General features: G+C 61.8%; 14 protein-coding genes. 3 read left to right on the forward strand and 11 right to left on the reverse strand.

Annotated elements, in window-relative coordinates; translation table 11 throughout:
* Nucleotides 1–36: 36 nt before the first annotated feature.
* Entirely contained in the window at nucleotides 37–966 is a 930-nt protein-coding gene (locus AB4Y32_RS08880) for a 3-keto-5-aminohexanoate cleavage protein (protein ID WP_368720954.1), read from the reverse strand.
* A 97-nt stretch (nucleotides 967–1063) separates the two neighbouring features.
* A complete protein-coding gene (locus tag AB4Y32_RS08885) occupies nucleotides 1064–2026 on the reverse strand; it encodes a choline ABC transporter substrate-binding protein (RefSeq protein ID WP_368720955.1) in 963 nt (320 codons plus the stop codon).
* Between the two features lie 323 nt (nucleotides 2027–2349).
* Between AB4Y32_RS08885 and AB4Y32_RS08890 the strand changes: the two genes are divergently transcribed.
* On the forward strand, nucleotides 2350–3342 hold the full coding sequence (locus AB4Y32_RS08890) for a GlxA family transcriptional regulator (RefSeq protein ID WP_368720956.1): 993 nt from the start codon (nucleotides 2350–2352) through the stop codon (nucleotides 3340–3342).
* Between the two features lie 60 nt (nucleotides 3343–3402).
* On the opposite strand, the gene AB4Y32_RS08895 is transcribed toward AB4Y32_RS08890, so the two are convergent.
* From AB4Y32_RS08895 to betC, 3 genes are all read right to left on the reverse strand, one after another.
* Nucleotides 3403–4545, reverse strand: a complete 1143-nt coding sequence (locus AB4Y32_RS08895; protein WP_368720957.1) for a porin — start codon at nucleotides 4543–4545, stop codon at nucleotides 3403–3405.
* A 230-nt stretch (nucleotides 4546–4775) separates the two neighbouring features.
* Complete coding sequence (locus tag AB4Y32_RS08900) at nucleotides 4776–5741, reverse strand: choline ABC transporter substrate-binding protein (protein WP_368720958.1); 966 nt, start codon at nucleotides 5739–5741, stop codon at nucleotides 4776–4778.
* A gap of 55 nt (nucleotides 5742–5796) precedes the next feature.
* Nucleotides 5797–7338: a choline-sulfatase gene (gene betC, locus AB4Y32_RS08905; protein WP_368720959.1), complete on the reverse strand. Its 1542-nt coding sequence runs from the start codon at nucleotides 7336–7338 to the stop codon at nucleotides 5797–5799.
* A 144-nt stretch (nucleotides 7339–7482) separates the two neighbouring features.
* On the opposite strand from betC, the gene AB4Y32_RS08910 reads away from it, so the two are divergent.
* Together AB4Y32_RS08910 and purU are read left to right on the forward strand one after the other, a co-directional pair.
* Nucleotides 7483–8409 (forward strand): choline sulfate utilization transcriptional regulator, encoded by a 927-nt coding sequence (locus tag AB4Y32_RS08910; protein ID WP_368720960.1) that lies wholly within the window; start codon nucleotides 7483–7485, stop codon nucleotides 8407–8409.
* A 150-nt stretch (nucleotides 8410–8559) separates the two neighbouring features.
* Nucleotides 8560–9444 carry a formyltetrahydrofolate deformylase gene (purU, locus tag AB4Y32_RS08915; protein ID WP_368720961.1) on the forward strand — a complete coding sequence of 295 codons (885 nt, stop codon included), beginning with the start codon at nucleotides 8560–8562 and terminating at the stop codon, nucleotides 9442–9444.
* A 103-nt stretch (nucleotides 9445–9547) separates the two neighbouring features.
* Here the strand turns inward: purU and AB4Y32_RS08920 are convergent, their stop codons facing one another.
* From AB4Y32_RS08920 to AB4Y32_RS08945, 6 genes are all read right to left on the reverse strand, one after another.
* Entirely contained in the window at nucleotides 9548–11203 is a 1656-nt protein-coding gene (locus tag AB4Y32_RS08920) for an APC family permease (RefSeq protein ID WP_368720962.1), read from the reverse strand.
* A 134-nt stretch (nucleotides 11204–11337) separates the two neighbouring features.
* Nucleotides 11338–12201, reverse strand: a complete 864-nt coding sequence (locus tag AB4Y32_RS08925) for a glycine betaine ABC transporter substrate-binding protein (RefSeq protein WP_368720963.1) — start codon at nucleotides 12199–12201, stop codon at nucleotides 11338–11340.
* Nucleotides 12202–13070: 869 nt separating this feature from the next.
* Nucleotides 13071–14240: an FAD-binding oxidoreductase gene (locus tag AB4Y32_RS08930; RefSeq protein ID WP_368720964.1), complete on the reverse strand. Its 1170-nt coding sequence runs from the start codon at nucleotides 14238–14240 to the stop codon at nucleotides 13071–13073.
* A gap of 60 nt (nucleotides 14241–14300) precedes the next feature.
* Nucleotides 14301–15581: an aromatic ring-hydroxylating oxygenase subunit alpha gene (locus tag AB4Y32_RS08935; protein ID WP_368720965.1), complete on the reverse strand. Its 1281-nt coding sequence runs from the start codon at nucleotides 15579–15581 to the stop codon at nucleotides 14301–14303.
* Nucleotides 15582–15620: 39 nt separating this feature from the next.
* The gene (locus AB4Y32_RS08940) at nucleotides 15621–16400 is read right to left on the reverse strand and encodes an electron transfer flavoprotein subunit beta/FixA family protein (RefSeq protein WP_368720966.1); all 780 of its coding nucleotides are present in this window, start codon (nucleotides 16398–16400) and stop codon (nucleotides 15621–15623) included.
* Nucleotides 16397–17575: an electron transfer flavoprotein subunit alpha/FixB family protein gene (locus AB4Y32_RS08945; RefSeq protein WP_368720967.1), complete on the reverse strand. Its 1179-nt coding sequence runs from the start codon at nucleotides 17573–17575 to the stop codon at nucleotides 16397–16399. Before AB4Y32_RS08945 ends, AB4Y32_RS08940 begins: the two co-directional genes overlap by 4 nt.
* Nucleotides 17576–17577 lie beyond the last annotated feature (2 nt).

A 17577-nucleotide genomic window follows, 5' to 3' on the forward strand; every position in this document is an offset into this window, starting at 1 on the left:
CGATCCTCTGGAATTGTGCAAAGCCTTATTTGAACTTCACGCGGATTGTTCGACGGCGCGCTTTTCGAGCAGCCGTTCGCCGCGCGCCGGCAAGCCGAGCTTCTTGCGCCCTTCGGCGGGCGTGAGCGCGCGGCCGCCCAATCGCTCGATGATCTCGACCGCGCGCGTGACGAGCGAACCGTTGCTCGCGGGAACACCCTTGTCCAGCCAGATGTTGTCTTCGAGGCCGACGCGCACGTGGCCGCCCAGCAGCATCGCCTGCGCGACCATCGGCATCTGCATGCGCCCGATGCCGAAGCCCGCCCATTGCGCGCCGTCCGGCAGGTTGTCGACCATCGCTTTCATCGTCGCCGTATCGGCGGGCGCGCCCCACGGAATGCCGAGACACAACTGGAACAGCGGCGGCGCATCGAGCAGCCCTTCCTTGAGCAATTGCCTGGCGAACCATAAATGGCCCGTATCGAAGATCTCCAGTTCGGGCTTTACGCCCAGTTCCTGAATGCGCTTTGCGCCCGCACGCAATTGAGCGGGCGTCGATACGTAGATATAGTCGCCGTCGCCGAAATTGAGCGTGCCGCAATCGAGCGTGCAGATCTCCGGCAAGAGTTCTTCTACATGCGCAAGACGTGTCAGGCCGCCCACGAGATCGGTATTCGCGCCGAAGCGCATCGGATCTTCGCCGGGCCCGATCTCCAGATCGCCGCCCATGCCCGCCGTCAGATTGATGATGACGTCCGTGTTTGCCGACCGAATGCGGTCGACGACTTCCCGATACAGATTCGGGTCGCGGCTGCCGCGTCCCGTTTTCGGATCGCGCACATGGCAATGCGCGACCGTCGCGCCCGCTTTGGCGGCTTCGATCGCCGCATCGGCGATCTGTTTCGGCGTGACGGGAATGGCGGGATGCTTGCCGACGGTATCGCCTGCACCCGTGACGGCGCAGGTCACGATCACTTCATGGTTCATGCGTGCAAATTCCTGTTAGAACTAAAGAGTCGGAATAAAAAGTACTTGCTGTTCTCTAAAGACAGAGCTTCAGCAATTGAGCTTTAAAGACATTGGCTTAAAGACCGAGATATGCCTTGACGGCGGGCAAGCCGTCCTTGCCGTCATACGTCTTTACGCCAGCCAGCCATTGATCGAGCAATTGCGGGTTCTGTTTCAGATAGGTCTTTGCAACATCGGAAGGCTTCTCCTTTTTCATCACCGACTGCATCACGACGTTTTCGATTTGCGTCGTAAAGCGAAGATTGCTGACGAGCTTTCCGGCGTTCGGGCAACGCGTCAGGAAGTCGGGCGACGTCAGTGTGTAGACGCGCGCCTCGCCGTCATTGGGGCCGAATACGCCTTCGCTGCCGCTCAGGTACTTCATGTCGATCTGAATGTTCATCGGATGCGGCTGCCAGCCGAGAAAGACGATCCATTTCTTCTCCCGCACCGCGCGTTCGACGGTGACGAGCATGCCCGCTTCACTCGATTCGACAAGCTTGAAGCCACCGAGCCCGAACTGATTGGTCGCAATCATCTTCTGGATCGCGGCATTCGCGCTGCTGCCCGGCTCGATGCCGTAGATCTTGCCGTCGAGTTCCGCGCGATGCTTTGCGATATCGGCAAAGGTCTTGAGTCCCGCGTCGTATTCGTAGGTCGGTACAGCGAACGTGGCTTTCGCGCCCGTCAGATTCGGCGGCTGCAATACGTTGATCGATTTCGACTCGACGAACGGCGCGATTGCCTTTTCCTGCACGGGCCACCAGTAGCCGAGCGAAACGTCGAGCTGCTTGCTCTTCAATCCGGCAAAGGAGATGGGCACAGAGGCCACCGTCGTCACGGGCTGATAACCTAGCCCTTCGAATACCGTCGACGCGAGCGCCGTCGTCGATGTGATATCGGTCCAGCCAATGTCGGCGAAATGGACGGCGCGGCAACTCGGCGGGTCCTGCGCGAGCGCGGGCTGCGACAGCGTCGCAAGAAGGCCCGTGACAAGGCCGGCGAGACATGCGGTAACGACTTTGATGCGCAACTTCATGACGATCCCCTTCGACACGATTCGCAGCGTGTCCTGTAACGCCCACGATATGGGCGGGTAGTGAGACGACCCGAAAACGACTGGTGTGAAGCAAAGGTACAGGCCCATATTTCCCCAAAATCGACCGCCAGCGACCCCTTCTTGCTTGCGCGCGACCATGAGGGAAAACCAGCATGCAACTTGCTGGGCGCGCGGTGGGCGCTCATTTGTGCGCCGCGCAATCGCAATGCGGATTTTTGGCGCGGCTTGCCGCATAGCATGGCACTTGCTACGCTCGCCCGATTCGACGAATCCGCTTCACCTGAGATCGAGAAGATCGAGCGATGCCCGAAGACATTTCGTTCCTGCTGCTGCCGGGCTTTTCAGCCATCGGCTTCATGTCGGCCATCGAGCCTTTGCGCGTCGCGAACCGCTTTCGCGAGAACCTGTATCGCTGGCACATACTGAGCGTTGACGGCGCGCCCGTCGCCGCGAGCAACGGCATTTCGCTGAATGCGGAAAGCGCGTTCGGCAATGTCGACTACGCGCAAACGGTCTTCGTGGTCGCGGGTTTCGAGCCGCTTGCATGCTATAGCCGTGCGCTCGGCGACTGGCTCAAACGTCTCGACCGCGCGCACGCGACGCTCGGCGGCATCGACACAGGCGCGTTCATCCTCGCGGAAGCGGGCCTGCTGCGCCCAACGGACAGCGTGACCTTGCATTGGGAAGCGCTCTCCGCGTTTCGCGAGCGCTATCCCGCCGTCGAGGCGAGCGAAGAGCTATTCGAAATCGGCGATCGGCGCATTACGTGCGCGGGCGGCACGGCATCCATCGACATGATGCTCGACCTCATTTCGCGCAGTCATGGCGCGGAACTCGCTTCGTCGATCTCCGAGCAGTTCGTGGTGAGCCGCATACGTCAGCGCTCCGATCATCAGCGAATGGAAATTGCCGCGCGTTATGGCGTGCACAACCGCAAGCTGATTCAGGTGATCGGCGTGATGGAACAGAATATGGAAGAGCCGTTGACACCCGCCGACCTGGCGCAGGAAATCGGCGTCACGCGCAGACAGCTGGAACGGCTCTTCTGCTCGTCGCTCAAGGACACACCGACGCATTTCTATCTGCAATTGCGGCTCGATCGCGCGCGAGAGCTTTTGCGGCAAACGGATATGTCGATTACGGCGATCTGTGTCGCGTGTGGCTTCGAATCGCCATCGCACTTCTCGCGCACATATCGTGCGAGGTTTGGAGCAAGCCCGCGCGACGATCGCAGGCCGATACGTTCCAGTGCTGGCGGAGTGGTGAGTACGACGCGGGAGAATGCCTTGCCTTGAACGAGGCGTATGTCCGCGACGGACTAAAAGACCGCACAAGGCCGTCGCGGGCAAATGAAATCAGAACGAGTGCCTCATGCCGATTCGCACATCGGCTTGCGTTGTTGTCGTCGATGGCGTGAAGCTATAGCCGATCACCGCATCGACGCCATTCGAAGCCTTCAGATAGTCACCCGAGATATACACGTCCGTCCGCTTCGACAGCAGGTAATGCGCGCCGAGCGAGCCCTGATTCCAGTGATGGCCCTCGAAGTTCGTGTATTGATAGCCGCCGATTACGCTGAACGCCGGCGTGACCTGCCAGTCCGCGCCGCCCTCCGCTACCTTCATGTGTGACGTGACGCCGAGTCCCTTGATCGTCGTGTAGCTGAAGTTGCCCATCAACGTCACGTTGCCGATCGCATAGCTCGAACCCACGCCCAAAGTGCCCTGCTTGTCGACGGGGAAGGGATTGCTGGAAAAGAGATCGGTTCGCGCACCTGTCGCCGGATCGACGGTGACCACCTGCTGGCCCAGAAACGTATGCACGCCAATCATTGCATACGGGTCGAACGCATAGATGCCGTGCGGATTATTCAGCTGCGTATAAGCAGTGCCGACCGTAAAGGAGCCATTCGCATAGTGCGCGCCGACGCTCCATGCGCTGTCCTGATGGAAATTGCCCGCGACATTGCCGAACGAGTACATGCCGCCAAAAATGAAGCCCGCGAATTCATTCGACAGGAACTTCACCGAATTGGGCAGACGGTCACCGTTGAACCGGTCGAAGTCGCCCTGGTGAATTGCATAGCCGCTCGCCCACCCAGAAATGTTGTATGTGGTCAGAATCTCGTTCGTCATATCCAGCTGATTGCCGAACGACAGCGTGCCCCACTGGTTCTTGAGTCCCACATAAGCCTGGCGCCCGAACATCGTGCTGCCGAAGCCCAATTGACCGTTGCCGAGGTGAAAGCCATTCTCAAGTGCGAATACCGCCTGCAAACCGCCGCCCAGGTCCTCCGTACCTTTGATGCCGAAGCGGTTGCCATACGAAACGCCATCGTCGAACTTGACGACGTGCGAGCCGCCTGTGTTGTTCACGTACGTGATGCCCGCATCGATGATCCCATACAACGTGACGCTGCTTTGTGCGTGACTCGCATTCGAAACTCCGGCGAGCGCGAACGCGACGCCTGTCAGTGCTGCGGCATTCAGCTTTTTCATTGTGTCGTTCTCTCTTGCCTGGCTATGAGGATATCGGGGTATAGGAATGCGAAGCGAACTCCGCGTCGTGTGCACACTGCACGACGATCAAGGCACAGTACAAATCCATATTTCGAGCAACTCGACCAAACGCGACACACTTTGGTCTGGCAGCGACATGTGCGATAAAACAAAAGCGCGCGTCCCATTGCAGAACTGCGCGCCTCTATTGGAGTGCCGATAATGCCGCTTTAGTGAATGCCGAGTTGTGCCTGCACGGCCTGCAATCCGTCGTTGCCGCTCGTGGTCGTCACGCCTTTGAGCCATGCATTCAACAATGCGGGGTTGCCCTTCAGCGCATTCATCGCTGCCGTATTCACATCGACCTTGTTTTGCAGCACATTCGAAATGATCTGGTTTTCCATGTCGACGTTGAAGGTCATCTGCTGGAAGAGCTTCGCGAGATTCGTGCACTGCCCCGCAAAGCCCGCGCGAGTGACCGTATTCACCGTCGCGCCGCCGTAGTTCGGGCCGAAATACGCATCGCCGCCTGACAGATAGGTCAAATGGAACTTCGTGTTCATCACATGCGGCTCCCACGCGAGGAAGACGATCCACTGCTTGTCGCGTACCGCGCGCTCGACCTGCGTGAGCATGCCCGTTTCGCTCGATTCGACAATCTTCCAGTCGCCGAGTCCAAATGCCTTGTCGGCGATCATCTTCTTGATGTTCTGATTTGCCGGCGCGCCCGGCTCGATACCATAGATCTTTCCGTTGAACTGATCGGCATGCTTGATGAGATCGGCGAACGAATGCACGCCCGCTGCCGCGACATAATCCGGTACGGCCAGTGTGAACTTCGCGTTGACCAGATTGGCGTGCAGCACATCGATCGAATGGTCGTCGATGAACGGCTTCACAAGCGGACCTTGCGCGGGCATCCAGTTGCCGAGAAACACGTCGATCTGCCCTTTCTTCAAGCCTTGATATGTAATCGGCACGGATAGATTCGACACGTTCTGCTGATAGCCCAGCGCCTTGAGCAGTACGCCTGCCACGGCGTTCGTCGCGTCGATGTCGGTCCAGCCGGGATCGGCCATGCGGACCTGCGTGCAGCTTTGCGGCTCCGCGGCATGCGACGATCCCGTCAAGGCTGCGCCGAATGCTGCGAGCGTCAGCGCGGCCTTCACAAGCGAACTTCTCCAGTGTCTGTTCATCGTGGGCTCCCGTAATGAGTTTGTCGTGTTCCGTCGACTTACATCGTGTATTGCATCAGCGCGCGACGACGCGCGGATAACGCGCCATTGCTTCGAGCGTGTCGAGTTCGATGTGATTGCGCATGTAGCGCTGGCTCGCGTCGGTGAAAGGCTGCCAGTCCCACGAGCGGATCACGCCTTGCGTAGTTGCTTCGAAATGAAAGCGCCTGCGCCGCTGGCTCGCGAGCACCGAACGATGCAGCGCGGGCACGTCCCAACGCTGTGCGATTTCCTTGCGAAATGCGTCGACCAGTGTGGCCGCAGCAGGCTCTTGCGCGAGATTCACTCGCTCGTGCGGATCGTCCGCGAGGTCGTAAAGCTGATCCGGATCGACGGGCGTATGAATGAACTTGTACCTGCCTCGACGGATCATCAGCAACGGTGCAATCGCGCCTTCCGCGAAGTACTCGACGATCGCTTCGTCGTGCCCGCCGTCGTCGAGCAGATGCGGCACCAGGCTGCGTCCGTCGATGGGATCGGGCCATTCGGTTCGGTGCGCACCCGATGCCATTTCGACGAGCGTCGGCAGCAGATCGACATGCGAAACCGACGCGGCCACGCGATGCGCGCGGTACTGCTTCGGCGCGTGTACGATCAGCGGCACACGCACGCCGCCTTCGAAGCATGTCATCTTGTACCAGAGCCCGCGCTCGCCGAGCATTTCGCCGTGGTCCGACGTGACGATGACAATCGTGTCGTCGGCGAGACCTGTTGCGCTGAGCGTGTCGAGAATCGCGCCGAACTGCGCATCGACATAAGACAGCGCGCCGTAGTACGCATGCCGCGCGTTGCGAACCTGCTGCTCTGTCGGCGGCGTCAGGTCGGCCTCGTAGACATCGCGCAGGCGTTTCGAATGCGGATCGCTCTCTTCGCGCGTCAGCGACACGCGCGGCATGTCGATCTGATCGCCGCTATACAGGTCCCAGTACTGCCGCGGGATCGCATAGGGATCGTGCGGATGCGTGAGCGACGCGACCATGCAGAAGGGCCGCGTATCGCCGCCCGCCGCGCGCTCGCGCACGATGTCGTACAGCTTCTGGCGCGCGGTGTACGTCACTTCGTCGTCGAAATCGAGCTGGTTCGTGCGTACGCACGGGCCCGCATCGAGCACCGAGCTCATGTTGTGATACCAGCTCGGCCGCACGTCCGGATGTTCCCAATCCGGCACCCAGCCGAAATCGGCGGGATAGATGTCCGTCGTCAGCCGCTCTTCGAAACCATGCAACTGGTCGGGGCCGCAGAAATGCATCTTGCCGGAGAGGATCGTCCGGTAGCCCACAGCGCGCAGATAGTGCGCGAATGTCAGCGTTTGCGCGGGCAATTCGGCGGCGTTATCGTAAGCACCGATTGCAGCGGGCAGCTTGCCCGCCATCATTGAAAAACGCGCGGGCGCGCACAAGGGGCTCGCGCAATAAGCCGAGTCGAATACGACGCCTTCTTTCGCGAGTGCATCGATGCGCGGCGTCAGTGAAACCTGGTTGCCGTACGCGCGCAGTGCAAACGGCGTCATCTGATCGGCCATCAGGATAAGGATATTCTGCTTTGTATTAAGGCTCATGGGCGGGGCGGATTAGAATCGGAGGATTGCGCTTGCTTGCGCGGCGACGCATCAATGTAGTGACTCGCCGCATGCACGTCACTATTGCCGCTCATTAAAACGTTGTGAAGGCGGCGCACGCTTATCGGCCCATAAGGGGATGTTATGCCGGGACCAGACCGCCTTCCACCGATGCAGACGCTCACGGCGTTTGAATCGGCCGCGCGCCTCGCGAGCTTCACGGCCGCCGCGCGCGAGCTCGGCTCGACGCAGCCCGCCGTCAGCCAGCGCATCGTGCAGCTCGAAGAAGAACTCGGCACGCCGCTCTTCGAACGCGGTCATCGCGGCGTGACGCTCACGCCGGAAGGCACGTTGCTCTATCAGGCCGTGCGCAGCGGCCTCGACACGATCCGCGAAGCCACAGCCGATATCCGCGCGCGCCGCGCCACGGGCTCGCTAACGATCCTCACCGACGCGGGTTTCGCGACCTATTGGCTGATGCCGCGTCTCGCGCGTCTGAACACGTCGATGCCCGGCGTCAACGTGAAGATCGTCACGTCGCAACTCGGCTACGACCCGCACCGCGATCACGCCGACATCGCGATCGCGTTCGGCGACGGCCATTGGCCGCCCTGCACGTCGACGCGCCTTTTCCCCGAAACGGTCACACCCGTCTGCTCGCCCGCGTTTCGTGACGCGCACACCCCCGTCATGTGCGCCGAAGATCTCGCGCATCTGCCGCTGCTGCACGTGCAGCCCACCGAGCCCGAACGCTGGCTCGCGTGGCACACGTGGTTCGCTGCATACGGTTTGCCCGCGCCGGAACAAAGCCAGGGCATGATGTTCAACAGCTATTCGCTTGTCGTGCAGGCCGCGCTGATGGGCCAGGGCGTCGCGCTGGGCTGGACACCTCTCACCGACGAGCTCATCGCGTCGGGCCAGCTCGTGCGCCTGCTGGAGACGCCCGTCACCACGGAGCGCGGCTACTACCTCGTCTGCCCGCCCAGCCGTCCCGCGCCCGCGGCCGTGCCGCTTTTCCGGCGCTGGCTGTTCGATGAACTGATCCACGTGATCGAGCACGCGCACGCCTGACGCTCCGATACTACGAGCACGGCGCATCGGTTCTATGCGCGCGCAAATTGGGCTGATTTACTTGATCATCCCGCTTGCCGCGCCGCAATGCGCTGCACGACGTTTGGCACGGCCATGCGGGAATCCCACATCGAAATACAGAGGACTCGCATGCCCGCCACCGATCGCTCCAAACAGTTCGCGCTGACCCTTTCGTGCCCGAGCGCCGCCGGCCAGGTCGCCGCCGTCGTCGGCTTTCTCGATCGGCACCATGGCTATATCGACGAACTGACCGTATTCGACGACGACATCAGCTCGCGCTTTTTCGTGCGCTGCGTGTTTCATGGCGTGGCCAGCGAAAACGCGCCGGTGTCCGCGTTGCAGATCGACACGTTGCGCCGCGAGTTTCACCCCATCGCCGCCGATTTCGACATGACGTGGTCGATGCACGACCTCGACGCGCGGCCCAAGGTGCTGATCATGGTGTCGAAACTGGAGCACTGTCTCGCCGATCTGCTGTTCCGCTGGCGAATGGGCGAACTGAAGATGGACATCGTCGGCATCGCGTCGAATCATCCCGACTTCGAACCGCTTGCCGCACAGCACGGCCTGCCCTTTCATCATTTCCCCGTGACGGCGGACACGCGTGCGCAACAGGAAGCGCAGATTCTCGATCTGTTCGAATCGTCGGGCGCCGAGTTGATGATTCTCGCGCGCTACATGCAGATCTTGTCCGACGAAACGAGCCGCAAGCTCGCGGGCCGCGCGATCAATATCCATCACTCGTTCCTACCCGGCTTCAAGGGTGCGCGGCCGTATCACCAGGCGCATGCGCGCGGTGTCAAGCTGATCGGCGCGACGGCTCACTTCGTCACCGACGATCTCGACGAAGGCCCCATCATCGAACAGGAAGTGCAGCGCGTCGATCACTCGTACGGACCGGAGCGCATGCTCGCCGTCGGACGCGACGTCGAGTGCATCACGCTTGCGCGCGCCGTGAAGGCGTTCGTCGAGCGGCGCGTGTTCATCAATGGCGATAGAACCGTCGTGCTTTAAAAGTGCTCTAAAGGTTTTTAAGCAACATCGAACAGAGTGCGCTAAAAAAGCAAAAGCCGCCGCGTTGCAACAGCAAACGCGGCGGCCAATTGACGTTAAAGAATTAGAAGAATGATTTCGCGAGGTCGTGCGAGAACCACACTACGAAGACCGCGAGCAGCAACGCGCCATACGGCAAGAAGCCCCGTAGGCCAGCGGGCCGCACACCGCCTCGCCATTCCATGTCCTGCGCCATGCGCGCCGGAAACCGCCCGCGATCCTGCCAATAATGGCGGAACATGAACACGGGCACGATCAGCAGCATCGCGATCAGACCATTGCGCATCGTGCCCACGCCCTGAAGATCAGCGCCTGCGCCGATGAACGCGAGATCCAGATAGCCGCACAGCGCGCCCGCTGCGAGCAACCACGTCGGGCAGCGGAACGGACGATCCGCGTCAGCGCGATCCAGGCGGTGAATCCAGCCCGATTGCAGGTTCAGGAACACGAAGATCATGTAGCAGACGTTCGAGATCGACAGCACCGTCATGTAGTCCGACATCAGCAGCAGGACCAGGTTGAAGCCGAGGTCGGTCCACATTGCGCGCGTGGGCGCGCCGTGCTCGTTGACGTGCGACAGGTACTTCGGCAGCCAGCCGTCGACGGACGCCTGATACAGCGTGCGCGACGAACCCATCATCGACGTCATCACGATCAGCAGGATCGTCAGCATCAACATGATCACGACCACGTCGAACACGATCGCACCGCCGCCGACCATATGCGCCATCGCCGCGGCCACGCCCGTGCCGTCCGCGATCTTCGGATCGAGCATGCCCTTCGTGCCCAGCACGCCCTGGAACGCGAGCGGCACGAGCGTCATCACAAGCAGGCACGCCATGCCCGACCAGAAGATCGCCTTCACGGTATCGGTGCGTGGATTGCGAAACTCGCGCGTATAGCAGACCGCCGTTTCGAAGCCGTACGCGGCCCAGCCCGCCATGAACATCGCGCCAAACGCCATCGTGATGCCCGAGCCGTTCCACGAACCGAACGTCGATGCCGTCAGATTGCCCCGTGCGTCGTGCCCGAGCGGCATCAGCGGCCACAGATGCGCGGCGGGCACGTCGCCCGTCACGAACGGCACGATACCGACGATCAGCAGCGGCGCCAAAGAAGCGATGCCTAGAATGCGCTGCGTCTTCGCGGCCTTCGATGCGCCGCTATGCTGAAGCTTGAACGTGATGAGCAGAAAGATCGCCGCGACGATGAAGGTCGCGTTGATGCGCAGCGAAAGCCCTTGCTTGATGAAGCCGAGATCGAGCAACGTCAGGCGCCACGTGTTGATCGCGGCATCGGGCGCGTAGAGACTCGAGAGCGCGTAGTTGGCGGCAAGCCCGGTGCCCAATGCCAGCATCGGCGACCACGCGAGCCAGTTGCACCACACCGAAACGGGCGCAATGGTCTTGCTGTAGCGCACCCAGGCCATCGCGCCATACACGGACGCGCCGCCCGACTTGTGCGGAAAAAGCCCTGAAATTTCGGCGTAAGTGGCGCTTTGAATGAGGCCCATCAGGATCGCAGCGACCCAGACGGCCCATGCCGGCTGACCGATCGTCGCCGATACGCCGCCGATTGTGAACAGCACGCCGCCCGGCACGCCGCTCGTCACCCAGAATGCGTCTTTCCATGTGAGGCCGCGTTGCAGCGAGTGGCCTTCATGTGCGGCGCCGTCTGCTGCGCCTTCGATACTGCGCGTGCGCAGTCCTGTCCGATCCATCCAGAGTCTCCTTGTAGGAACCTGCGCGCTGGCTGGAACACAAGCAACCAGATACAACATCAGCAATGCGGATGCGCGCGCAGCGCATCCGCATCACCGTAAAACGCTCGTCAGAACGCGTTAGAGAAGGACGGTCATTGTGCTCCGCCCAGCCAGCTGTTCACGCGGTCGCCATGTGCGGAGATCCACGATCCGGCTGCATCAGCAGGCTTGGCGCCGTTCTCCGTCGACAGCATCACGCTGTCGATTTCGCCCGGCTTCCATTGAAATTTCTTCAGAAACGCGACCACCTGGGGAGCCTTCGTATCGAGGCCCGGATTGACGACGCTGTCGACATGCTCGGCTTCGCCATACACCTTCTTCGGGTCTTCGAGGAACTTCAGCTTCCACTTTGCAAACATCCAGTGCGGTATCCACCCCGTGACGATTACAGGCTTATTGGCATTCATCGCGCGCGCGAGTTCCGCCGTCATTGCGCTACCCGAGCTCGGCATCAGCTGGTAATCGAGGTTGTAGGCCTTGATCGCATCCGATGTTTTCTTCATCACACCCGCGCCCGCGTCGATCCCGACGATGCGTCCGCCGAAGTCCGCCTTGTGCGCTCCGAGATCCGAGATGCTCTTCTCCGGCACGTCAGCGGGCACGATCAGGCCGATCTTCGCATCCGTATAGTTGGCGCCGAGGTCCTGCACCTTGCCCTTGAACTGATCCCAGTACGCGCCGTGCGTGATCGGCAGCCACGCGGACAGCGTCGCGTCGAGGTCGCCGCGCGCGACGCCCTGCCACATGATGCCCGCTGCGACGGGCACGAGCTGTACGGGATAACCCAGGCGCTTCTCGATGATCTGCGCAGCAACGTTCGACGTCGCAACGCTGTCGTCCCAGCCCTCGACGTAGCCGATCTTGATCGTCGGCTTGGTGTCCGCGGCTGCCGTTCCGATGGCGCTCATCGTTGCGATCAGTGCCCCGCACAACATCAGCTTCTTCAGGTGCTTCATGGTCGATCTCCTTGTGTCCGCACGCGCGGTATAGCTTTTAGAATCGCCAACCAGAATATATGAGGTGGTCGGCTTTGCGACGTTTACTTGTCTGTATGCGACGTGTTGTTTTTTTGTCTGCGACGCTGGTTTTGTTTTGCCCTTATCGCGGACATCTGCGAACGCGTTCGTTTGTTTTGCCCTTCGCGGGCATCCGCAATTGCGTTCGTTTGCCTTGCCCTTCGCGGGCATCCGCGATGCGCCTCGCGGCGCGGGCGTTGCCCCTGTGCGGGGCGGCACCTACTCTTCTTTGCCGCGGCAAAGAAAAGTAGGCAAAAGAAAGCCGCTCACACCGCCAATGCTTTGTATTACCCACGGGCTCTCAGCGGCCCCATGCTTCATGCGCCAGTGTGCTATCTCATGCGCGTCGCCAGCGCGTTTATTCGATGCCTCACCTGCCTCATGCACCTGCGTTGCGGCTTGCGACATCGAATATCCCCGGCCCCTTTGCGGCAAACTGTGTGTAGGCATTCGCACCGCACAGGACACCCTCGCTACGCGATGCGGCAACAGTGCGGGCTGCGCCCTGTACGACGCTACAACTTCGTTCACTACCGAAATGCGGCACTGAGATCTTCAACGCCCTTTAGCCGTGCCACACGCGCATGAAGCGGGTGAGGCGTTTAGCAAGAACGTTGGCAACGAACATAAGCGAGCACACTGCCGCGTGAAACACGGGGCCGTTGAGAGCCCGTGGGTAATACAGAGCATTGGCGGTGTGAGCGGCTTTCTTTAGGTGCCGCCCCGCACAGGGGCAACGCCCGCGCCGCGAGGCGCATCGCGGATGCCAGCGATAAGGGCAAAACAACCCAGCGTCGCAGACAAAAAAACTACTTATCCACGATGAGATCACTCAACGGCTTGCTGCAACACAGCAGCACCATCCCCTGATCGATTTCGCGCTGACGGATGCCGCCGTTGTGCTTCATGTCCACCTGACCCGACACGAGCTTCACCTTGCACGTTCCACACATGCCCTGCGTGCACGATGCAGGCAGACGCACGCCCGACTGGCGCGCGGCATCGAGCACATGCTGTGACGAAGCGCACTCGATCGTCCGGTTGCTACGCGAGAAGCTCACCGCGAAAGTCTGCGTGCCGTTCGCCGTTCCGTCCCGTCCATTCGCGCCCGCTTTCTCCTCCGCTTCGAGTACTTCCGCCGCGACGTCCGGCTCGCTTTCGATCAGCGTCTCGAATGAGAAGCTCTCTTCGTGATACTGCTTGCGATCGAAGCCCGCTTCGTCGAGCAGATCGCGTACGGCCTTCATGTACGGCGCGGGGCCGCACGTGAAGATCTCGCGCTCCATGAAGTCCGGTGCGATCAGCTTCAGCAGCGGCAACGTCAGAAAGCCGGTAATGCCGGGCCAGTTCGTGCGATTGCCGAGTCGCTCGCAGACGAACGACGTCCTGAAATTGGCCTGATTCGCCGCGATCAGATCGAGCTCGCGCGAGAAGATGATGTCGTCGGGCGTGCGCGCGCTGTGCACGAACACGATGTCGCGATCTTCGCTCAGCTCGTGATGCGCACGGCTCATCGACATCAGCGGCGTGATGCCCGAGCCAGCCGACAGAAACAGATACTTGCGCGCCGGATGCCGCGCGCACGTGAACTCGCCCGCCGGTCCGAGCACGCGCACGCGCGCGCCCGCCCGCAGGTTGTCATGCAGCCAGTTCGACACCTTGCCGCCCGGCACGCGCTTCACGGTGATCGAAATGGTGTGCGGGCGCGTCGGCGAAGACGAGATCGTGTAGCAGCGATTGATCGTCTCGCCTTCGATATCGAGTTCGAGCGTGATGAACTGCCCCGGCTCGAACATGAACGCACGGCCTTCCGGCGAACGGAAAAAAAAGCTCTTCACGTCGTGCGTTTCCTGACGAACCTGGCAGCAGACGAGCGTTTCCTCGACATCGCTCGTCCAGCGCGCCGGCAACGCGCTCCAGAATTCAGGCTTCGTCACGCGGCTTTCGGCCGGTTCGAAGGTTGCTGCATCGCGCATCATTGCTTGCTCCACTTGCCGCCAGGCATCCCGTTGGTTTTCTTCAAAGCGCGGTTCAATGCCTTAGACGGCCTTGATGTTGATCGTGCGCTGTTCCGAAGCGGAATCATCGATGTGCGCGGCGAGGCGCTGCACATACCAGTCGCTGAACTTCTCGACGAGACCTTCCGTGTACGGCGAATACGGACCCGGCTCATACGCGCTGCTCGACGCGCCGCGCTGCGAGAACTCGACGAGCGTACGGTCCTGGTCATTGGTCGCGTTCCACACGGCCGTCAGGTTCTTCACGTCGTAATCGACGCCCTCTTGCGCGTCCTTGTGCACGAGCCACTTCGTGCGCACGAGCGTCTCGCCCGCCGACAGCGGAATCACTGAGAACGTCACGATGTGATCGCTCATGAAGTGATGCCACGAATTCGGCTGCGTCCAGAACGACAGGCCACCCAGGTCCGCCTGCTCGAATTCGCCGAGCAGCATCTTCGACGCGACCTTCGCATCGAGCGTCTGCGATTCGCCGCTGCGATCGAGCGGCAAGCGCTGCGTGCGGAAACCCGTCACGTCCAGCAGACGGTCGATTTCCAAAGAAGGCAGATTCAAGTCTTCCCACTGCTTCGCGCGCTCGATGCAGGTGCGCTCGAACGCATCCATGCCCTCGGCGTTGGCGGGCGAGCGCTGATAGCCGAAGCCGTACTCGTAGAGAGAAATGGTCAGCTCGGGATGGTTCGCGACGCAGTGGTAGCACTCGCGATTGTTCTCCATCGTGAGCTTCCAGTTGCCCTTTTCGATGATGTCGATCTGCGCGGCGATCTTGGAGTTCGGCAGATCGTGCGGCAGCAGATACGGCTCCATCGCCGCGCGCATCACGCCGAAATCGACGGGCGGCTTCTCGGCGAGGCACACGAAGATCAGACCCGCGAGGTTCTCGACGTGCACGCCCTTCAGGCTGTGCTTGCAGCGGTCGAACTGCTCGCCCATGTGTTCCGCGAACATCAGGTCACCCGTCAGGCTGTACGTCCAGCTGTGGTACGGGCAAACGATATTGCCGACAGAACCTTTGTCCTCGTTGCACAGGCGCGCGCCGCGATGGCGGCACACGTTATGGAACGCGCGCACCTGCATGTCGTCGTCGCGCACGATCAGGATCGAGTCGTTGCCCAGCTCGACGGTGACGTAGTCGCCCGGCTCGGGAACATCCGGCTCGATGGCGACCTGAATCCAGTGCTGGCGGAAGATCGCGTCCATATCGAGCGCGAAGATTTCGTCGCTCAGATAGAACGGTGCTTCGAGGCTGTAACCCTTCTTGCGCCGATCGACCAGCGCGCGAATGTCTGCCGATACTTTCATGTGTGCTCCGGGGTGCGAGGCCGTGTGGTGCGGCGCAAATCAGTAATCGATGAGTTGATGCTCGCGCAAATAGCCGAGTATCACTTGTGCTTTTTCGACCGAAGTCCCTTCAATTACGACGCTTCCGCCACGACTTTCCGTCGTCGTCGCGGACAGCATGCGGGCATGGCCCGAGCGCTTCTCGGCGGCCGCGAGGCGCACCGGTTTGCGCGTGACGGGCGACAGCGTCCATTGCGCGGCTTCCGCGTCGGCGCGCGCCTGCGCGCGCTGCGGCTGGATCGTGCCCGCGCGCAGCCGCGCGTACGCGTAGCGCGGCGTGACGGTCGCAAGCGGATGCACGGCGACGACAGCGGGCAACGCGACATCCACGCGGCGACGCACGCCTTTCGGCAAGAATTGCCGCACGGTCGCGCGGCCGCCCGCCACTGTCAGATCGACGGCCGTGCCGACGAGCGGATACGCGAGCGCGTCCGCGAGCCGGTAGGGCAGCATGCCGCTGTCGAACGCGCCCTCCGCGCACGTGCCCGTCAGCACGAGGTCGTAGCCCTTCAGGCGGGCGGCGAGCGCGCTCACGGCATCGTCGTTGGCGCCGCACGTCAGCACTTCGACGCGCTCGGCGCCCAGCGCCAGATACTCTTCGAGTGCGGGATTACCCGGATCGCCCGCGTGCAGCACATCGAGATGCGCGGCGTGCTGGCTCGACAATTGACGGCCGATTTCGAGCGCGGCGGCATCGTTGCGGCTATAGCGCGCGACGCCGCTCACAGGATGCTTGCCGACCGACACGAGCACCGCGATTTTTTCGAGCTTGCCGTTCATGCCGCGACTCCTTCGACGATGGACTTCGTAACGGGCGCAGTTGCAGAAGAACGCGCGGCCCGCGCGCGATCGATCTCGTCGATCAGCGACGCGATGGTCGCTTGCGTATCGCCGATGATCGTGAGGTTCGCGCGCTTGACGATGGGCGCGCTGCCGTCCAGGTTCACCGCGATCACATGGCGGCAATCCTTGATGCCTTGCAGGTGCTGCACCGCGCCCGAAATGCCGAACGCGATATAGACGCTCGCCTCGACCGTCTTGCCCGTCGCGCCGATCTGCTTGTCGCGCGTGAACATGCCGTTGTCGACGGCGACGCGGCTCGCGCCGATCGCCGCGCCGAACGTGCTCGCGAGCTTCTCGAACACGGCGACGTCGTTGACGCCGTTGCCCGCCGACACGATGAAGTCCGCTTCTTCCAGCGCGACCTGCGCGGCATCGATTTCCTCGATGCCGAGATCGCGGTACGCGCTATTCGACGCGTTATCCGTTTGCGCGAGCGCCGGCATCTCGATGCGCTCGCCCGCGCCGATGAACGGCAGGCGCGTATCGACTGCACCCGCTGCGAGCAGGATCACGTCGGGCAGCGCGCGCGTCGCGTAGGCCTTCTTCGCCTGCGCATACGTCGACACGGCCTTCGCGTCGATCTGCACGACATGCGTCGAGATGCTCGCGCCCGCGAGCGCTGCGTAACGGCGACCGAGATCGCCGTCGCCTGTCGCGTTGTCGGGCATCAGAATGTGCTTGGGCGAGAGCTGCGCGACGCAGGCGGCCACGGCCTGCACTTCGCGCTCCGGCGCAAACGCGCGGCGGTCGAACGACGGCAGCTCGACCACCTTGTCCGCGCCGAGCGCGGCCGCGTCGTCCTTCAGTTCGCCGAGCACCAGCAGCGCGACTTGCGTCGCCGCGTCCGCGATCAATGCGGCAGCGGCCAGTGCCTGACGCGCGTGATCGTCGAGACCGCCGCGATCGCTGTGCGCGACAACGAGCAGCGTGTGCTGCGGCGTCTGCGTCGTGCGCAGCGACCTGGCGGCAGCGTGACCATGCGCGCCCGTCTGCAATGCATCGTCATACGATGCGCCCGCCACATGTTCCGCGCCGAGCGTGATGCGCTTCAGTCCTGCCGCCGTGATGACGAACGGGCGGCGCGGATCGATACGTTTGATGGTTGTGTTCATCG

The sequence above is a fragment of the Paraburkholderia phymatum genome, assembly GCF_040965635.1.
GTDB classification, from domain to species: Bacteria; Pseudomonadota; Gammaproteobacteria; order Burkholderiales; family Burkholderiaceae; genus Paraburkholderia; species Paraburkholderia phymatum_B.